The sequence below is a fragment of the Wolbachia endosymbiont (group A) of Udea olivalis genome, assembly GCF_964028365.1.
Lineage (GTDB): Bacteria > Pseudomonadota > Alphaproteobacteria > Rickettsiales > Anaplasmataceae > Wolbachia > Wolbachia pipientis.
Genome location: NZ_OZ034773.1, coordinates 77,963 through 96,298 on the forward strand (window position 1 = coordinate 77,963; position 18,336 = coordinate 96,298).

At 36.2% G+C, this 18,336-nt stretch carries 18 protein-coding genes and 1 tRNA gene; 11 read left to right on the plus strand and 8 right to left on the minus strand.

Translation table 11 applies throughout. The annotated features are described in order from the left end of the window. The first annotated feature begins 106 nt into the window (after positions 1 to 106). Positions 107 to 913 (plus strand): rhodanese-related sulfurtransferase, encoded by an 807-nt coding sequence (locus ABWU32_RS00365; RefSeq protein WP_265027903.1) that lies wholly within the window; start codon positions 107 to 109, stop codon positions 911 to 913. A gap of 41 nt (positions 914 to 954) precedes the next feature. Here the strand turns inward: ABWU32_RS00365 and ABWU32_RS00370 are convergent, their stop codons facing one another. The 3 genes from ABWU32_RS00370 to terL form a co-directional block, all read right to left on the minus strand. Beyond that, on the minus strand, positions 955 to 2,013 hold the full coding sequence (locus tag ABWU32_RS00370; protein WP_353271520.1) for a leucine-rich repeat domain-containing protein: 1,059 nt from the start codon (positions 2,011 to 2,013) through the stop codon (positions 955 to 957). Between the two features lie 57 nt (positions 2,014 to 2,070). Continuing rightward, positions 2,071 to 4,521 (minus strand): type I DNA topoisomerase, encoded by a 2,451-nt coding sequence (gene topA / locus ABWU32_RS00375; RefSeq protein WP_141456668.1) that lies wholly within the window; start codon positions 4,519 to 4,521, stop codon positions 2,071 to 2,073. Positions 4,522 to 4,912: 391 nt separating this feature from the next. Further along, positions 4,913 to 6,364: a phage terminase large subunit gene (gene terL, locus ABWU32_RS00380; protein ID WP_015589398.1), complete on the minus strand. Its 1,452-nt coding sequence runs from the start codon at positions 6,362 to 6,364 to the stop codon at positions 4,913 to 4,915. Positions 6,365 to 7,444: 1,080 nt separating this feature from the next. On the opposite strand from terL, the gene ABWU32_RS00385 reads away from it, so the two are divergent. After that, positions 7,445 to 7,518 (plus strand) — tRNA-Arg (locus tag ABWU32_RS00385). Between the two features lie 8 nt (positions 7,519 to 7,526). Here the strand turns inward: ABWU32_RS00385 and ABWU32_RS00390 are convergent. Together ABWU32_RS00390 and ABWU32_RS00395 are read right to left on the minus strand one after the other, a co-directional pair. Beyond that, complete coding sequence (locus ABWU32_RS00390) at positions 7,527 to 8,477, minus strand: complex I NDUFA9 subunit family protein (RefSeq protein ID WP_015589397.1); 951 nt, start codon at positions 8,475 to 8,477, stop codon at positions 7,527 to 7,529. 50 nt (positions 8,478 to 8,527) lie between these two features. After that, the gene (locus ABWU32_RS00395) at positions 8,528 to 10,057 is read right to left on the minus strand and encodes a UDP-N-acetylmuramoyl-tripeptide--D-alanyl-D-alanine ligase (RefSeq protein WP_015589396.1); all 1,530 of its coding nucleotides are present in this window, start codon (positions 10,055 to 10,057) and stop codon (positions 8,528 to 8,530) included. Between the two features lie 183 nt (positions 10,058 to 10,240). Between ABWU32_RS00395 and ABWU32_RS00400 the strand changes: the two genes are divergently transcribed. From ABWU32_RS00400 to mdh, 7 genes are read left to right on the plus strand one after another with little or no spacing between them, the layout of a single operon-like run. Then, a complete protein-coding gene (locus ABWU32_RS00400; RefSeq protein WP_015589395.1) occupies positions 10,241 to 11,020 on the plus strand; it encodes a hypothetical protein in 780 nt (259 codons plus the stop codon). A gap of 16 nt (positions 11,021 to 11,036) precedes the next feature. Continuing rightward, positions 11,037 to 11,294 (plus strand): hypothetical protein, encoded by a 258-nt coding sequence (locus ABWU32_RS00405; protein ID WP_006279579.1) that lies wholly within the window; start codon positions 11,037 to 11,039, stop codon positions 11,292 to 11,294. A gap of 3 nt (positions 11,295 to 11,297) precedes the next feature. Beyond that, positions 11,298 to 11,666: an HIT domain-containing protein gene (locus tag ABWU32_RS00410; protein ID WP_015589394.1), complete on the plus strand. Its 369-nt coding sequence runs from the start codon at positions 11,298 to 11,300 to the stop codon at positions 11,664 to 11,666. Positions 11,667 to 11,684: 18 nt separating this feature from the next. Continuing rightward, a complete protein-coding gene (locus ABWU32_RS00415; RefSeq protein ID WP_006279576.1) occupies positions 11,685 to 12,038 on the plus strand; it encodes an NADH-quinone oxidoreductase subunit A in 354 nt (117 codons plus the stop codon). A 3-nt stretch (positions 12,039 to 12,041) separates the two neighbouring features. After that, a complete protein-coding gene (locus tag ABWU32_RS00420) occupies positions 12,042 to 12,548 on the plus strand; it encodes a NuoB/complex I 20 kDa subunit family protein (protein WP_006279574.1) in 507 nt (168 codons plus the stop codon). Further along, positions 12,541 to 13,113, plus strand: coding sequence for an NADH-quinone oxidoreductase subunit C (locus ABWU32_RS00425; RefSeq protein WP_007548576.1), 573 nt, complete (start codon positions 12,541 to 12,543; stop codon positions 13,111 to 13,113). The genes ABWU32_RS00420 and ABWU32_RS00425 overlap by 8 nt, the downstream gene beginning before the upstream one ends. Positions 13,114 to 13,116: 3 nt before the next feature. Then, the gene (mdh, locus tag ABWU32_RS00430) at positions 13,117 to 14,067 is read left to right on the plus strand and encodes a malate dehydrogenase (RefSeq protein ID WP_007548577.1); all 951 of its coding nucleotides are present in this window, start codon (positions 13,117 to 13,119) and stop codon (positions 14,065 to 14,067) included. Between the two features lie 27 nt (positions 14,068 to 14,094). Here mdh and ABWU32_RS00435 read toward each other — a convergent pair whose 3' ends face one another. From ABWU32_RS00435 to ABWU32_RS00445, 3 genes are read right to left on the minus strand one after another with little or no spacing between them, the layout of a single operon-like run. Continuing rightward, a complete protein-coding gene (locus ABWU32_RS00435; protein WP_006280340.1) occupies positions 14,095 to 14,862 on the minus strand; it encodes a TatD family hydrolase in 768 nt (255 codons plus the stop codon). Continuing rightward, complete coding sequence (locus ABWU32_RS00440) at positions 14,859 to 15,347, minus strand: RNA pyrophosphohydrolase (protein WP_006279569.1); 489 nt, start codon at positions 15,345 to 15,347, stop codon at positions 14,859 to 14,861. Before ABWU32_RS00440 ends, ABWU32_RS00435 begins: the two co-directional genes overlap by 4 nt. Next, complete coding sequence (locus tag ABWU32_RS00445; protein ID WP_141456671.1) at positions 15,340 to 15,957, minus strand: AAA family ATPase; 618 nt, start codon at positions 15,955 to 15,957, stop codon at positions 15,340 to 15,342. Before ABWU32_RS00445 ends, ABWU32_RS00440 begins: the two co-directional genes overlap by 8 nt. Before the next feature lie 173 nt (positions 15,958 to 16,130). On the opposite strand from ABWU32_RS00445, the gene rsfS reads away from it, so the two are divergent. Then, positions 16,131 to 16,448 carry a ribosome silencing factor gene (gene rsfS, locus ABWU32_RS00450; protein ID WP_015589391.1) on the plus strand — a complete coding sequence of 106 codons (318 nt, stop codon included), beginning with the start codon at positions 16,131 to 16,133 and terminating at the stop codon, positions 16,446 to 16,448. Between the two features lie 231 nt (positions 16,449 to 16,679). Beyond that, entirely contained in the window at positions 16,680 to 17,930 is a 1,251-nt protein-coding gene (gene tyrS / locus ABWU32_RS00455; protein ID WP_007548582.1) for a tyrosine--tRNA ligase, read from the plus strand. Positions 17,931 to 18,336: the final 406 nt, after the last annotated feature.

Here is an 18,336-nt window from a genome sequence, read left to right on the forward strand (position 1 = left end):
TAAAATGTTATATGTAAAAACTGAAGATATCCAGTAATTAACAGCCGTACTATTGAATATCTTTATAATTTTGTATATCATGTTTTTAGTTGATAAGTGAATAATCATGAGCTTCGTCATTGCAACTTTCTATCATTTTGTAGAACTTTCTAATTATTATGACATGAAAGACGAAATAAAAGCTACATGCAACAACGTTGAGTTAAAGGGCACTATACTCCTTGCAGAAGAGGGTGTTAATGCAACAATATCTGGTGAAAGAAACGCAATTGATAAAATATTCGATTTTCTACGTTCTGATTATAGGCTAAGGGACCTTACATGGAAAGAGAGTGCAGCAGAATATCAACCATTTAGCAAGATGAAGGTAAAATTAAAAAGAGAGATTGTGAATCTTGGTGTAAGCAATCTTGATATTTCCCTGAAGGGTAAATATGTTGATCCAGAGCATTGGGATGATTTTATTTCTCAACCTGACGTTTTAGTAATAGATACACGAAACGAGTATGAAGTGAAATTAGGCAAGTTTAAGAATGCAATTAATCCACACACACAATGTTTCCGTGAGTTTCCTCAGTGGACAGAGTCATTTTCTGAGAGTAAAGACCTGAAAGTAGCTATGTACTGCACTGGTGGAATTAGATGCGAAAAATCAACAGCGTACATGAAAAATCTTGGATTTAACGATGTGTACCACCTGAAAGGCGGCATTCTTTCTTACCTCGAAAAAACTCATAATAAAAATGATAATTGGGAAGGTGAGTGTTTTGTTTTTGATGATAGAATTGCTGTTGATAACTCACTTACTCCAAGCAACACAATAAAATGCATACTCTGCTCAAATCAAGTTTCAACTGATAAACTGAAATCAGTTCCACGTGGCCAGGTGGTTTGTTTCAACTGTAAACTTTAGCATTAGAAAAAAGCTCCTGTACTAGAATTTAACACGGATCTTCAACAACTCCTTCGTGGTTGCATATTGTTTAATTCAGTGCTTTCAAGATATGTACTCACAGCATAACCCACCCCAGCTCCGAGTAACGCGCCAACCACAGCAGATGCAATAAACGCTGCAACAGAAACACCAACAGGAGTTAAAGCAGCAGCCCCTAAACAATATGCTGCAACTAGACCAATAACTAAACCAACTGTTGCTCCACAAATATAGTATTTGCTACTGCTTTTAAGTTTTTCTTGCGAGTTTGATACCTCATCCTGCAATTTTACGTTTGCACCTTTACCGCTAATCTTGTAACCAATTATATTAAGTGAAGGAAGATTTTTTTTGAGTTTATCTAATTCTTTTGCAACTTCATTGCTAATCTTGCAACCAATTAAATTGAGTGAAGTAAGATTTGTAAGTTTGGTTAATTCTTTTGCAACTTCAACACCAATATTGCACCCAGCTAAATGAAGTGAAGTAAGATTTTTGAGCTTAGCTAATTCTTTTACAATTTCAACACTAATCTCGCACCCAGCTAAATGAAGTGAAGTAAGATTTTTGAGCTTAGCTAATTCTTTTACAATTTCAACACTAATCTCGCACCCAGCTAAATGAAGTGAAGTAAGATTTGTAAGTTTGGTTAATTCTTTTGCAACTCCAACACTAATCTTGCACTTACCTAAATGAAGTGAAGTAAGATTTGTAAGTTTGGCTAATTCTTTTGCATCTTTAACACTAATCTTGTGCCCAGCTAAATTAAGTGAAGTAAGATTTGTGAACTTAGCTGATTCTCCTGCAGCTTCAACACTAATCTTGCACTCACTTAAATCAAGTGAAGTAAGATTTATAAGCTTAGCTAATTCTCTTGCAACTTCAACACTAATCTTGCACTTACCTAAATGAAGTGAAGTAAGATTTATAAGCTCAGCTAATTCTTTTACAATTTCAACACTAATCTTGCACTCAGTTAAATCAAGTCTTGTGATATTTGGTATGCCTACTAACTTACTTACATCCGTGTAATCTAACCTACATAAAGCTGGAGTGTCGCCCTGTGTGTAAAATATCATTTATCCCACCGCATTATTAGAGTATATTTTAACTTTACCTAATATTTCAATAAAAGTCTACTTCTTATTCTTAATCAACTCTAAAGCCTTCTCCAGATCTATACTTTCAATATCTGCACTCTTGCCCAAAGCAACGTTTGTTTTACCGCATTTTATATAGAATCCGTACCTACCGTTGCAGATAAAAACTTCTTTTCCCTTTTCATTAACCCCGAGAGATTTTAACTCTTTGCATGGACTGTTTGCAATAATTTGTACAACTTCGCTCAATTCTCTATTCAGCACCTCTTTGGAGCTTTTCTTAAGAGAAAAGTATCTACCATCATAGAAAATATAGTACCCAAATCGCCCAAGGCCTATTTTTACTTCCTTTCCGGTTTCAGGGTGTTCTCCGATTACTTTTGGCAAGGAAAGTAACTGAGTAGCGGTGCTCAGATCAATCTCATTAACATTTATATCTTTTGGTATGGAAACCGTTTTTTTCTTTTTTAACTCGTTATTAAACTCCAGATAAAGTCCAAAAGGACCCTTTTTGATCATCACTTCTTGGTTTGTTATATCATCTATACCTAAACTTTTTGGATATTCTGAATTGTCGTTACTGCCCGTAATTTCTTTTGTATGGTTGCATTCAGGATAATTAGAACATCCAAGGAACACCCCGGCTTTTCCAAAGTTCAATTTCAATATGCCATCAGAGCAAGCAGGGCATTTTGTATTCACCTCTTTTTTTCCTTCTTCTGAACAAAACCAATCGATTACCAAATCGTGAATGCCGCTGAAAACTTCATCATGCGTCATTTGCTTGACAGAGTTTACATGACCAAAAAATGGCACCCAAAAGTGGCCTAATTCTTTTTTCCAATCTGCATGTCCATTTGAAATTAAATCAAGCTTCTCTTCCATTTGTGCTGTGAAATCATACTCTACACAACGCTGAAAAAAAGTTTCTAAAAATATAGTAACGATTTTACCGCGGCTGCTTGGAATAAACCTTTTGCTATCCAATGAAACGTACTCACGATCTTGTAATACCGAAATAATTGTTGCATAAGTTGATGGTCGACCTATACCGATTTCTTCCATTTTTTTTACGATACTTGCTTCACTATAACGAGGTGGCGGTTGAGTGAAATGTTGTTTTGGCTCAACTGAAATCAGCTTACACGCTTCCCCTTCCTTCATGGCAGGTAGCAGGCCTTCATTTTCGGCTTCTATGTTATCTTGGTAGACTCTATAAAAACCATCAAAGAATATACTTGATCCACTTGCTCGCAGAATTACTTTCTGGTCAGTAGAACTAATTTCGACTACCACTTGATCAAGAATCGCCGACTCCATTTGACTTGCAATGGTCCTTTTCCAGATTAAATCATACAATTTAAATTGCTCTGGCGTTAAGTAATCCTTAATACTACCCGGCGTTCTATTGATATCAGTTGGACGAATTGCTTCATGTGCTTCTTGAGCATTTTTGACCTTTTTTACATATTTACGAGGAGACTGCGGTAAATATTTATCACCATATAATGACTTAATTGACCCTCTAATTGAGTTTATAGCCTCATCTGCAATATGAAACCCATCTGTACGCATGTAAGTTATCAACCCTACAGTTTCACCACCAATATCGATACCTTCATATAAATTTTGCGCTATGCGCATAACACTTTTCACATTAAAATACAGTTTATTCACTGCATCTTGCTGAAGACTTGAAGTAATAAACGGAGGAAGCGGGTTTCTCTTAACTTGCTTGCGTTCTACTGTGCTTACAGCATATTGCCTTGATTCAATCTCCCTGACTAAGTTCTTTGCTTCTTCTTCATTCTTAATATCAAATTTTTCTAGCTTTTTATTGTCATAGTGGCTTAGCATAGCAAAAAAAGCCTCATCTTTGCTATTTTGCATTTCTGCTTTTATGCTCCAATACTCCTGTGTTATAAATTTACTAATTTCATCTTCTCGTTCGCATATAATCTTTAATGCAACAGACTGCACTCGCCCTGCAGACTTGCTTCCCGACAATTTTGTCCACAGCAGTGGTGACAAACTAAATCCAACTAGATAATCCAAAGCTCTACGTGCTTGTTGTGCACGCACTAAATCCATATTAATTTCACGTGGATTTTTTATTGCTTCTTGTACTGCTCTTTTTGTTATCTCATTAAAGACTACTCTATAAATGTTGTTTTCATTACTGATTGCTTTCTTTTCTTTTAATGTCTCTATCACATGCCAAGCCATTGCTTCCCCTTCTCTGTCTGGGTCTGTTGCAAGATATATATCTGATGTTTTGCTTGCGGCTTTTACTAGCTCTTTTATATACTTTTCTGCTTTTTCAATGGTTTCATACTTTATAGCAAAATCATTATCCGGATCGACAGAACCGTTTTTTGCTGGAAGATCCCTCACATGTCCAAAGGATGCAGCTACTTTGAACTCTTTACTCAAATATTTACCTATTGTCTTTGCTTTCGCAGGTGATTCAACTATTAATAATGCCATATTGTTAATTATTTTAGTACTTAAAGATAATATGTTGAGAAATATACAATGAAAAGTAAAAAAATATTTTAATGGTTCTTGTGAATTTTACAAAGTAGACGGTGTCATGAAAGTAGCTGACACTGGAATGACAGCAGTCCTACGTCATACCGCGATTCATTCGCGGTATCTCATCCGCTAACAAGAGATCCCGCTAACAAGTAGTGGGATGACGAGCTTACCGTCATGCTGCCGCGAACCGTCATACCGCGATTCATTCGCGGTATCTCATCAGCTAACAAGCAGCAGTTCTACGTCATACCGCCGTGGTATCTTTTAGCATAGATCCCGCTAACAAGTAGCGGGATGACGGTTGTCTCCTAGCTGTCATCCCAGTACTGGTAGACTCAAATCACAATGCTCGTATAACTGCAACCCTGGAGGTACTGTTTCTCACCCACTGCAAATATTGCACGGTACTGTCCACTTGGTCGTCGTGGCGCGTTTCAGGAAACATTAAAATCTCATACTCAAAATCGTTCAGCCATACTGCTTGATGTGGCAGAAAAACCTTGCCAGACTCTATAATCGGAACAATTTGATGAAATCGAGTGAGCTTGTCATCATGTGGCACTATTTCAATAATCGGTAAATCACTGTTTGTCTTTAGCTCTTGCACCAATTGTTGACCACTTGTTTTTGCTTCGATTAAAATTGCGTGTGGCGTCCATCTTGCAGCTAGTGACAAAACCTGTTCTTTAAGCTTTGGATACTCAAGCTTTGCGCGATATACGTCGAGTAAATAGAATTTATTATCTATTTTTGCCCAGGTGGTGCAGACACTAAAGTTGCTCATGTTACTTGTTGAAACCGCAGTATCCCAACTTTGTGTTATATGCGAGAGGTTATCAGGAAATTTTTTATAGCGTTTCAACCACTCTGGTTTAATTATACCACTTGAAAGCGGCAGAGGGTTTTGTTGATATTGAGCAGCAAAAGCGTAACTCCCAAGTTCAGCTTTTATTATCTCAACTTCTTCTTTTCCTCCATCGAGGGGATATAACAACTGACCTTCTTCTCTTGAATATAATATCCTTACAGGTGACGCTGGTTTATTATATAATCGCCTGGTCGCACAGTGCTGAGCTACTCGGATGATAGGAACGGGAGGTATTGGCTTTTTGATTGAATAAATAACCTGCTTATTTTCAGAAATCATTGGCAAACAAATATGATGCCATATGTTTTTTGGCTTGGAGAGAAGGTGTCCAGTTAAGTCCTCCTGGTGTAGCCTGTGCATTACAAGAACGATGACTCCTTTTTTTCTATCGTTCAGCCTGGTTACTAAAGTCTGATCAAACCAGTTTGTGGCACGCTTTCTAAGCGTTTCACTCAAAGCTTGAGCAGAACTGAGCGGATCGTCCACAATGATAAAATCACCACCTTCACCAGTTAGTGTTCCACCAACTGATGTTGCGATTCTGTATCCTCTCTGCACTGTTTGAAATTTATATTTGGTATTCTGGTCTTTGGATAGTTCTATCTCTGGAAATAGCGCTCTATACCAACTAGACTGCATCACGCACCTGGTGTCGAGCGAGTGCTTTTCGCTGAGCCGCTGAGAATAACTTGCAACTATTATTCTCGCAGTTGGTTGGTTTCCCAGTATCCATGCGGGCCACGCAACGCTTATGCACATGGACTTCATCGAGCGCGGAGGCATATTGAATATTATTCGTTTCACTTCACCAGCGCTCGCTGCTTCCAGCCTATCTGCTATGACTTTTATATACTGATAATCGTTATACTCACACCCCGGCACTACCGTTTGAAAGCACAGTTCAATGAATTTTAGAAAGTTCATGATATAATGTTGAAACCAACGCGTGACGCTGGGATGACAAAAAAAGGAGCACTGAAGGCTATAGGTGAGACGTCGCGGTATCTCTAGATCCCGCTAACAAGCAGCGGGATGATGAATTACTATGCCGCCGCGAACCGTCATACCGCCGCGGTATCTCAGCCGCTAACAAGTAGCGGAATGACAACAATCCTACGTCATACCGCCGCGGCGCTAACAAGAGATCCCGCTAACAAGCAGCGGGATGACGAATTACTTAACCATCATCTACACCGTCATACCGCGATTCATTCGCGGTATCTCAAAGCATAGATCCCCTACTATACCTTAACATAGATCCCGCTAACAAGCAGCGGGATGACGAATTACTTAACCATCATCTACACCGTCATACCGCGATTCATTCGCGGTATCTCAAAGCATAGATCCCGCTAACACGTAGCGGGATGACGGTTGTTGTTTAGCTATAAATATTAAGAAATTTACCAAATGAAAAAAAAGGCAAAAGAAACCCTGGGGTTATTATCCGCTTTAAAATATTGGCGTTTTTTATGTTTTAAACGCTTGACAAGCGAGATTCAGCCGCTTTTAATTGCAACTAACTTACGCTGCAAATGTTTAAGAAATTTACTAAGCAGAAAAAAAGACAAAGAATCCCCGAGTTAGCTAGTCTTTTACTATCTCTGTCGAGTATTGGCATTTTTTGATGTCTTGTAACGCTTTATAAGCGCGTTCAGCTTATTTAGATAAAAATCTAGATGTAGATGAAGTTTTGTAAAGACATACAGTATCTATATACTGCAAAAAATTGAACATAAGACGCCGATACATTAAGTAATCCTTACCTTTTAATCTGCAGATTGGCGAAAGCAAATACAATAGCTTCACTATCATGATAAGGGCGCTGGCGAAGGGTGTCAAGTAAGTTTCTATATAATATTTTCTAAAATAAATAGACTTCTCGCATCCAATTTTGGCAGCGCGCGACACACAACTGCAATGACAAGGTGTCGCAAGATAAACATCATATTCACACGAAGTACTTGACTTCACTTGTACTAAGAAGCATTTTATATATGTTGTGTGCCCGTAGCTCAGCTGGATAGAGCAACAGCCTTCTAAGCTGTGGGTCGTAGGTTCGAATCCCACCGGGCACACTCTTTTATCAATACTTTCTATAAATCTTCAAGTACTCTGGCACCACATTTTCAATTGCTAATGGTCGAACCTTCATTGTTTCAAGGTCAACTGACTTTTCGATTGAACTATTCATCATAACTTTCACCTGATCTTGAGTAAGCATAGGGTTCGTATCTCCGGTTATTGGTTTTAGCAGCATAGAAATAATTTTATTTTCTAAAAAGAAAGCTATTAACTTTGCCATTGGAAAAGATACATTGACCAACAAACACTTTCTGTTAGTAACATTCAGAATAAACTTCAATAAGCTTTTGAAAGAGTAAACCTTTGGTCCACCCATGTTATAAATTTTCTTGTCTTGCTTATTAAAACTGATAATACGATATACCACTTCAGCTAAGTCTGTTACACATATTGGCTGAAATTTAGTTGTTCCATTGCCAATTAGTGGTAAGAAAGGAAGAATAGTTGCTAATCTTGCAAATTTATTAAAGAAGTTGTCTTCTTTACCAAATACAAGGCTTGGCCTAATTATTATTGCTTCTTGAAATGCTGAAGTTACAGCTTTTTCACCTTCCAATTTACTTTTGGCATATTTTGACAACTTGCTATTTTCTATTCCCATAGCAGAAAAATGTATCATCATAGGTACATTTTTCATTTTTGCAGCTTTTGCTATCCTTTCAGCTATTTTAACGTGAACAGCGTAAAAATCGTGCTTTTTTGCTTCATATAATATTCCCACTAAGTTTATAGCTACATCACATTCTTCCATACCATCCAGAACTGATTTTTCATCAAAAAAATCGCCTTTAAATATTGATATTTGTCCTAAATTGCCACACAATTTTAAACAAGCAGCTTTTTCCTGATTACGAGTGAATATCTTTATTAAATATCCTTCTGCTGCCAAGCGTCTTACGATGTGTTTCCCTATAAACCCCGTTCCACCAAAAATAATTACACGTTTTGTCACAATTAAAGTTCCTAATAATTTGTTACTGTAAATTAATACAATGATTTCGCTTAATATTTTATTACGAATTCCCGTACAATAAGATCCATTTTCATTCCTCGTGAGCCTTTAACTAGAATTGCGTCATTATTCTGAATAATGTTAGCTAAATCACTTTTCAATTGATTAGAATCATTAAAATGCGTGCCTCTTATATTATCTGGCAAAAGCTCATGCAATTCTAACATAAATTTACCAACTGTATAAACTTTATCTATATTATTTTCTGTGATAATCTTAACCAAATCTGTATGAAACTCTATGCTTTCATCACCAAGTTCCAACATATCACCAAGCAAAGCTACTTTTCTCTGATTAGAATATGTACTCAAAGTTTTTATTGCAGTTTTCATCGAAGCAGGGCTGGCGTTATAGGAGTCATCAATTAAATGTATATATTTTCTATTGTATTTGATCTTATGAATATTGCCTCTACCTTTCGCTACACTAAAATTCTTAAGTGCAAGTGGTAATTTTGATAAATCAAGTCCGAGGCTTTGCACAACTGCTGCAACAGCAAGTAGCGAATAAGCAAAATGCTCACCTTGTACACGTAAATTACAGTTTATAATTTGATTATCACTCAGCCTGATTTTTAAACTTAATCTATTAGCAACTCGGTTTGATGTCATTCCAGCGCGTGACGCTGGAATCCAGTCTTTATTATACAACCGTCTGATATGCTCATTTGCAATTGAACTTCCTGGATCCAAGTAGTCAAGCACTGGGATGACAGAAGATAGTGCTGAAATGACAGAAGATTCATCGTTTCTTATTAAGTTTAGTAAACAAACTTCAGCATTTTTATCTTTACCGAAGCTTATTACATTTCTATTGGCGTGTGATGAGAGATAATCATAATATTTATTATCTCTGCTTAAAACCAAAGTACCGTTATTTTTCATACCATACAGAATTTCTAACTTCGCTTGTGCAACGTCAAATAGTGATGAAAAATTTTCAGTATGTGCAGGTTCGATGTTGGTAATAACTGCAATATTTGGATTACTAATCTTTGATAATTCTTTTATTTCACCAGCTTTATTCATTCCCATTTCAAGGATTAAGTACTGGCAGTTTTTTGGAGCTTTTAGAATTGTCAAAGGCAACCCTATATTATTATTTAAGTTACCTTCGTTTGCATGGGACACTCCATATTGCGATAAAACAGTGTGTAGCATATCCTTTGTAGTGGTTTTTCCGACACTGCCTGTAACTGCAATAACTTTAGCGTCAATAAGAACATTTCTAATGTAGTATGATGCCATATCGTGCAAAGCTTTCAGGGTATCTTGTACAATAATGAGAGGGAAATTTTTATATTTACCCTCACTTACTATTGCAGCGACAGCCCCTTTTAAAAACGCTTCATGCAAAAAATTATGGCCATCAAAATTCCTTCCCTTGAGTGCAATAAATAAATCACCTTTTTTTATGCTTCTTGTGTCCGTTGAAATATTTGAGCTATGTATCCAATTACAACCATTTACGTCTCTTCCGCCAGTTGCATCAATGATATTATTTGTGTTCCATTTAAACATAATTTAGAGTATTCTTTATAATAAATTGAACAATAAAAGTAGCGAGAATACTACATGTTTTAGACAATGTGCAAATAATGGTTGCAATCCCTATAATTCTATCTTATAATGGATATAGAAGTTTAAATTTTTTCGTCTATAATTAAAATGTATTTAGTTATAGAAAGTACCTTGGAGGTATGTATGTTAACAAGAGAAAATGAAAAATCTACTTCTATACTAGCTAAAGTTGGTAATGCAGCTTCGGGAGTAGGGAGTTTTCTGGGTAGAGGTGTAAAAGTCCTAGTCAAGGGTGCAATATACCCTATATGGCCAAAGAATTGGTTTAAGTCCTGGGATGAAATGCGGCACGACATAAAAAATGGCGGGCGTTCTATTATTGGCAACCCACATGAAGAATATGATCCACCCATAAAAACCACACAAGCTAGTAAGGATCTTGGCGTACAAATAACAGAGCAAAAGAAAGGGACAGGAAAGGTAAGTTTTTTAGCATCAAGGACTCTTACGGGAGATATACCTTATTTGAGCCCAGAGCAATTAGATAAAATAAAAAAAGATTTACCGAATGTAACTATTTTTAGAGAAGAAAATAAAATTGTAATTGAAGTTGATGTTAAAAAAATAATTGAAGACATTAAAACTGACTCTAAAAATAAAGGAAAGAGTCCAGAGGAGATAAAAAAGCTTGCTCTTCAAGGAATTGCTGATAGCATTAATGGCGACCTTAAGAAGCTGGCAGGAATTACTGGTGGAGAATTTAAAATTCATACAGACTTAAAATTGCTGAATGGTATTGCAGAAAAATTGTATAAGGAATATGATAATCAAAAGCAGTCATCAGACAAAGTTGTGAAGTCTGATGTTGGTCAGCCTTCAGAAACTATAGCTTCAGGTGAGAAAAAATGGGCGCAAGAAGCTATAAAGCCAGGTAAGTCGCAAAGTTGTGGAATGCAAAAATAAGTTATAGGGGAGTATTATGAGTGAAGCTAAAAAAATAGAGGAAAGACATCATAGTCTAACTGTTCCTGGGGATATGTATCACTTACAACCAGGAGTTATTACTGGAAAAAGGGTAAGTGGAATAGAACCCTTTTTGAAAGAACAGCAGGACATGGTAAAAGTAAGGGAACTTGTAAGCTCTTTAAATCTTGAAGATGCTTCTGGTGAAGCGATAAAACCACTATCTACACCTAATGTAGAGAAAAACGAAGAAAGAGGGAAAGGTCGCTCTTAAAATATGAGCAATGAAGTTTATGATAGCGATAACATCTTTGCTCAAATATTAAGAGGTGAGTTACCTTGTGAGAAGGTACATGAAAATGAAAATGTACTAGCTTTTCATGATAAGTACCCTGACGCACCAGTTCATATTTTAGTTATACCAAAAAATCAATATATTTCATATGATGATTTCATTCTAAAAGCTCCTGAAGAGGAAATAGCGGATTTCTTCAAAACTGTAAGAGAGATAGCACACAAATATAATCTAGAAAAAACAGGATATAGATTAGTCACTAACTACGGTGAAAATGGAGAGCAGGTTGTACCACACTTTCACGTGCATATTTTAGGTGGTAAAAAGTTAGGAAAGCATGTAAACTCATAGTGTTATATGTTTTGTTAAATGAGCGAATATTTAACCATAGTAATCTTTATCTGCGTATCAATTGTAGTATCTTTTGCTTTAGGTATATTGCCTATGTTTCTTGCAGTGAGTAAGCCAGATGGTGAAAAGCTTTCCACATATGAGTGTGGCTTCAATCCACTATCCAGTGCAAGAAAAAATTTTGACATTAAATTTTATCTAGTTTCAATATTATTTATAATATTTGACTTAGAAATTGCTTTTCTTTTTCCTTGGGCTGTTTCTTTATCTAAGATAAGCTATGGTGGATTTTGGTCTATGATGGTATTTCTTGCAATACTCACTATAGGTTTTATCTATGAATGGTGTAAAGGTGCATTAGAGTGGGAGTAGTTTATGACAAATCAAATTCTATCTAATGATGACTGGGGTCGTTATAAAAAAGAAGGGTTTCTTGTCACTAAATTTGGTGATTTAACAGATTATGTAATGAATTGGGCAAGGTCTGGTTCATTGTGGCCAATGACATTTGGTCTTGCATGTTGCGCAGTTGAGATGATGCATACTGCATCCAGCCGTTATGATCTTGATAGATATGGTATAATGTTTCGTGCAAGCCCACGTCAATCAGATGTGATGATTGTTGCTGGCACACTAACTAATAAAATGGCAGCAGCATTGCGCAAGGTTTATGATCAAATGGCAGACCCGAAGTATGTTATTTCCATGGGAAGTTGTGCAAATGGTGGTGGTTATTACCATTACTCTTATTCAGTGGTCCGAGGCTGTGATAGAATTGTGCCAGTTGACGTGTATGTCCCTGGATGCCCACCAACCGCTGAGGCGTTGCTATATGGAATGCTATGCCTACAAAACAAAATAAAACGGACTCGGAATGGATAAAACTGCAAAGTATATACAAAAAAAGACCAAATGCGAGTGCATTCAAAAAGATGATGGCATTATTGTAATATATTCAACTTTAGATGAAATTGAAAAGCACCTATTCTTTCTACGTGATGATGAAAAGTGTAGGTTTGAACTATTAGTTGATATTTTTGGGGTTGACTATCCAAATAGAGAGAAGCGTTTCGAGCTAATATACAATCTGCTCAGCATTGTGCATAATATTAGAGTACACATAAAGCTTCAGTTATGTGAAAGCGACATGCCTCCAAGTGTAGCGAAGATATTTAGTACGGCTTTGTGGTTTGAGCGTGAAGTGTTTGATATGTATGGAATAGAGTTTTCTGATCACCCTGATTTGCGTAGGATTCTAACAGACTATGGATTCAAAGGTCATCCAATGTTAAAAGATTTCCCTCTCACTGGTTATGAGGAAGTAAGATATGATATAGAGACAAAAAAGGTTGTGTATAATCCTATAGATTTACCGCAAGATTTTCGTATGTTTGATAGCTTATCGCCTTGGGAAGGTAAAACCATAAAAGTAAATACAAAGGAGTAGAAAATGACAGTACAAAGAAAAAAAATATCTTTAATCGGTGCAGGAAATATCGGTGGAACTCTCACCCATATGATTGCACTAAGGGAACTCGGTGATGTTGTTTTACTTGATATTAGTGATGGAATACCACAAGGTAAAGCACTCGACATAGCAGAATCATCCCCTATTGATGGATTTAATGTCAATATTACTGGCACAAATAGGTATGAAGATATAAAAAACTCCGATGCAATTATAATAACCGCTGGCATCGCTAGAAAACCTGGAATGAGCAGGGATGACCTCCTGCAAACCAATGCTAAAGTAATGAAGGAGGTTGGCGAAAATATTAAAAAATATTCTCCAAACGCGTTTGTAATAGTGGTTACCAACCCTTTGGATGCCATGGTTTCAGTGGTGCATAAATTTTCAAACCTTCCAACTAATATGATTGTTGGCATGGCAGGAGTGCTTGATTCTTCCCGTTTTCGTTACTTTCTTGCAAGTGAGTTAAATATCTCAGTTGAAGATATATCTGCTTTTGTGCTTGGAGGACATGGCGACACTATGGTACCACTAATCAATTGTGCTTCAGTTGCTGGAGTTCCACTTACTCAAATTATCGATATGGGTCTTATCACACAGAAAAAAGTCGATGAAATAGTTGAACGCACTCGCAATGGCGGTAAAGAAATAGTTGATCTGCTTAAGTCTGGATCTGCATACTACGCTCCTGCATCTTCAGCTATATGCATGTTAGAATCATATTTAAAAGATAAGAGGCGCATATTACCATGTGCTGCTTACCTTAATGGTGAATATGGTGTAGAAGAGTTGTTTATTGGTGTTCCTGTAATTATTGGAAAAAACGGAATTGAAAAGATCCTAGAAGTTAAAATGAATGATAGTGAACAAGAAATGTTTAATAAGTCTGTAAACTCGGTGAGAGAGCTGGTGAAATCTTTAGGTTCATAAGCAAATTAATGGTTTTATAGAACTTCTTTATAGCTCAAACAGCCTAAAAAAGTTGCTTGTGGTTACCTTCGCTACTTGTTCTGGTGACTCATTCCACAACTCTGCCAAACAATCAACAACGTATTTCACCATTGCTGGTTCATTCTTTTTTCCCCTATAAGGCTCAGGTGATAGATATGGTGCATCAGTTTCGACTAAAACACGCTCGCGTGGTACATTTTGTGCAATTTCTCTGAGTAAGCTCGCATTTTTAAAAGTAATAATTCCAGAAAATGAAATACATAACCCCAAATCTATAGATTGATAAGCAAGTTCTTTAGAGGAAGCAAAGCAGTGCATTACTCCACTAAAAGCACCGGCTTTCATTTCTGACCTTAACATATCGATCATCTCATTATCAGCGCTTCTTGTGTGAATAACTAAAGGTAGTCCAGTTATTCTTGACGCTTCTATATGTAATGCAAAACTTTTTTTCTGATTGTCTTTGTTGTCAGATTTATAAAAATCTAACCCGGTTTCACCGATACTAATTACCTTTTGGTTCTTGGTAAATTCAACTAATTCATCAACATGTATACACTCACCATTTTCTATAGCAGCATCAAGCGGATGTATACCAACAGAGGAGTAGACCTGATCATAGGATGAAGAAATTTTTAATAACTTAGGAACATCGTCAATGCTTACGCATATGTTATGCAAAACCTTTACACCATTTTGCTCTGCCCTTGAAATTACTTTTGGTATTTCATCGTCAGAAAAATAAATCAAGTGGCAATGAGAATCTACTATCATGAGCTTATTGTTGAGGCTTTTATTATAGAAGAAAACTCTTCTATCACTGTTTTATAAACTTCTTTTTTAAATGATATAGCACTGGCTACTAAACTATCTATACCTTGCCAACGCCACTCTTTGAACTCTGGATGACCAGTATAATTAATATCAATGTCCTCATCCTCTCCGCAAAACTTCATTAAGAACCACCTTTGCTTTTGACCAGAATATTTTCCATTCCAGCATATTGGTATAACTTCTTCAGGCAAGTTGTAGTATATCCAATCCTTGCTTTTAGTTATAACCTTTACTTTATTAGTACCAACCTCCTCTAGCAACTCACGTAACGCTGCTTGTTCCAGTTCCTCACCATCATCAACACCTCCTTGTGGCATCTGCCAGTAAGAATCGCTATCAAAGCGTTTTCCAATAAAGGCATGTCCTTGTCTGTTAAATAGCATTATGCCAACACAAGGACGGTACTTATCTTTCTGCTCAACCACGAGTACGCTCTGTTTTTAAATGATTTGTTACAGAAGTTTTAATTAATTTTCCATTTTTTTCTTTCTTCATCTCTTCAACAATTTTCTTTGCAACTTCCTTTGCACTCAAGTTCGAGTTATCAATTTCAAGCGAACCCTCAGGTATAAATAGCCTTTTCCCTTCAATTTTCTTTATAGCAAAATCCGGATCAGTAATTTTATTTTCCTGATATCTCTCTTCTGATTGGACACGTCTTACTAGTTTTTCATTATTACAATGTAATACTACAGAAAAAATTTCCATGTCCATTTTTTTACTTAAATTTACCACTGAGTTATATAATCTTTGGTCATAGGGATCACCCTCTATCAATTCATTTGTAAATATATAATGTTTTGATTTTACGTAGTGTTTTTCCAGTATTGCTAATACATTTTCCCTAACTGCAAAAATTTTTTCCCATAGGTCATCTGGAACTTCAGCGTTTTGTAATTTAACAATATCAAATATAATATTATTGAATAGATTATTGCTTACTATCACCGCATCAATGATTTTACACAGTTCCTTTGCAGTAGTAAACTTACCACTACCTGGAAAGCCGATTAAGTAGATGAGAGTCTTGCCCATAATGAATACTAGTAAAAAGCTATTCTCAATTATACATAAAAGTATATACATTGTACATGCTAAAAACATGATGATAAAATAGATGCAGGTAACACCTTTTTAACGGTTGAAAATAGTTCATATTTAGAAATTTTGAGTATATAATTATAAATGAATCATATAACCTGTAAACAATGCTTAGCGATATGAAATCGATAAGAAGTACAATTGAAGAGATAATAGATCAAAATAAAGGTCATGATATAGTAACTTTTGATGTGCAGAATAAAACCGTTATTGCAAAATATATGATTATTGCATCTGGTGATTCAAGCCGTCACGTTAAAGCTTTAGCTGAGCACGTAATAAAAAGCCTCAAGCCACATGATAAAATAGATGTAGAAGGTATGGATGAAGGCAATTGGGTGGTTTTGAATTTTCAAGGCATAATGGTTCACATATTCAGGCCGGAAGTAAGGGAGTATTATAAAATAGAAGAGTTATGGAATTGATTATCCAGATAGCTGGTACACAATTGCACAAACGTTGTAATTTTGAAGGCAACTCCTGCACAGGTAGTGGTGTCATGAAAGTAGCTGACACTGGAATCCAGTTTTTCATGCAATTTCATCGAAAACGTTGTATAGTGTGCTTGTTTATAATTAAGTTCCAGTGTCTGGGCACTGGCTTCTCTATTAGGGTTACCTTCAGCATTAATGACAGGATAGACTGGGGTTTATAAAATGAAACACGCATCTGAATTTTTAAATTTCATCCAAGAAAGAGGGTACCTATACCAATGCACAAACATTGAAGGACTAGATCAATTATTATTGCAGAGCAATTATATAGTTGCATACATTGGGTTTGATTGCACAGCACCAAGTCTTCATGCTGGTCACCTAATTCAGATTATGATGCTCTGTCACCTACAAAAATTTGGTTATAAGCCGATAGTCTTACTTGGAGGTGGCACAACAAAAATTGGTGACCCATCCTTCAAAGATAAAGCAAGAAGCATCTTGCCTGTAGAGAACATCAATCAAAATACATCCAGTATAAGGAGAATATTAGAGAAAATGGTGTCTTTTAATGACAGCAAGACTGGTGCAATGATAGTAAATAACGCAGATTGGTTGGATAACATAAAATACATAGATTTTTTGCGTGATATAGGAGCTTATTTTTCTGTAAATCGTATGCTAAGTTTTGATAGTGTGAAAACCAGGCTGGATAGAGAGCAAACCTTAAGCTTTCTGGAATTTAATTACATGCTATTGCAAGCTTACGACTTTATTGAATTAAACAAAAAATATGATTGTCGTCTGCAGATTGGAGGGTCAGACCAGTGGGGAAATATAGTAAACGGAATTGAACTTGGAAAAAAGTTGAATTTACCTGAGCTATTTGGCCTTACCATGCCTCTTTTATTAAATGCACAAGGAAAAAAAATGGGCAAAACTGAAAGTGGAGCAGTGTGGCTTGATGATAATATGCTAAAGCCTTACGACTACTGGCAATATTTTCGCAACGTTGATGATCAAGATGTTGGACGTTTTTTAAGATTGCTCACTGATGTGCCAATTGATGAGATTAGAAAATTAGAGTCTTTAAAGGATCAAGAAATAAATGAAGCAAAAAAGGTCTTGGCAACAGAAGTGACAAAAATATGTCATGGTGACAAAGAAGCGGAACTTGCACAATTTGCTGCAATTTCTGCTTTTGAGAATGAAGATAGCTCACTACTTCCTGATTACATCATAAAAAAAGAACAAGTTGCAAGCGGCATATCCTTAGTAGACCTACTACATGACACCGGTTTTGAACCTTCAAAAGGCGCTGCAAAGCGTTTAATACAGGGCAACGGATGCAAGATTAATGATAATGTTGTAAACAATATTGATCATGTAATAAATTTCGAAAGCTTTAAAGATCAGCCATTTATAAAATTATCTGCAGGAAAGAAACGCCATATAAAAGTTGTGGTAGATTAGGTCTCGAAGTAAGAAAACAAATTTTATACAAGTGAGAAATTAGATATGGAGCAAATTTTCAAAATTCGAGAATTATGTATAAAACAACTGGAAAGATAGTAGAAAGCGAAATTCTATTATATATAGCTAAAGTGGCTTAGGTTTACCTACAATTTGAAAAACAACAAATTCGTCATTCCGCTACTCATTAGCGGAATCTATACCGCGAATGAATCCATAACTGTACGGACATTGCAATTTGGGCCTACCAGGAGGGCAATGCCTCTTATCCAAGTACCCTCTTCTTGTCATCCCAGTGTCAAGCACTGGGATGGCTTTGTTGCATCGCTAGCTATAATGGATTAAAGATAAAAAAGGTGGAGAATATCAGTAGCTTATTATTCTGGTATTTATAACAAGAACGGTC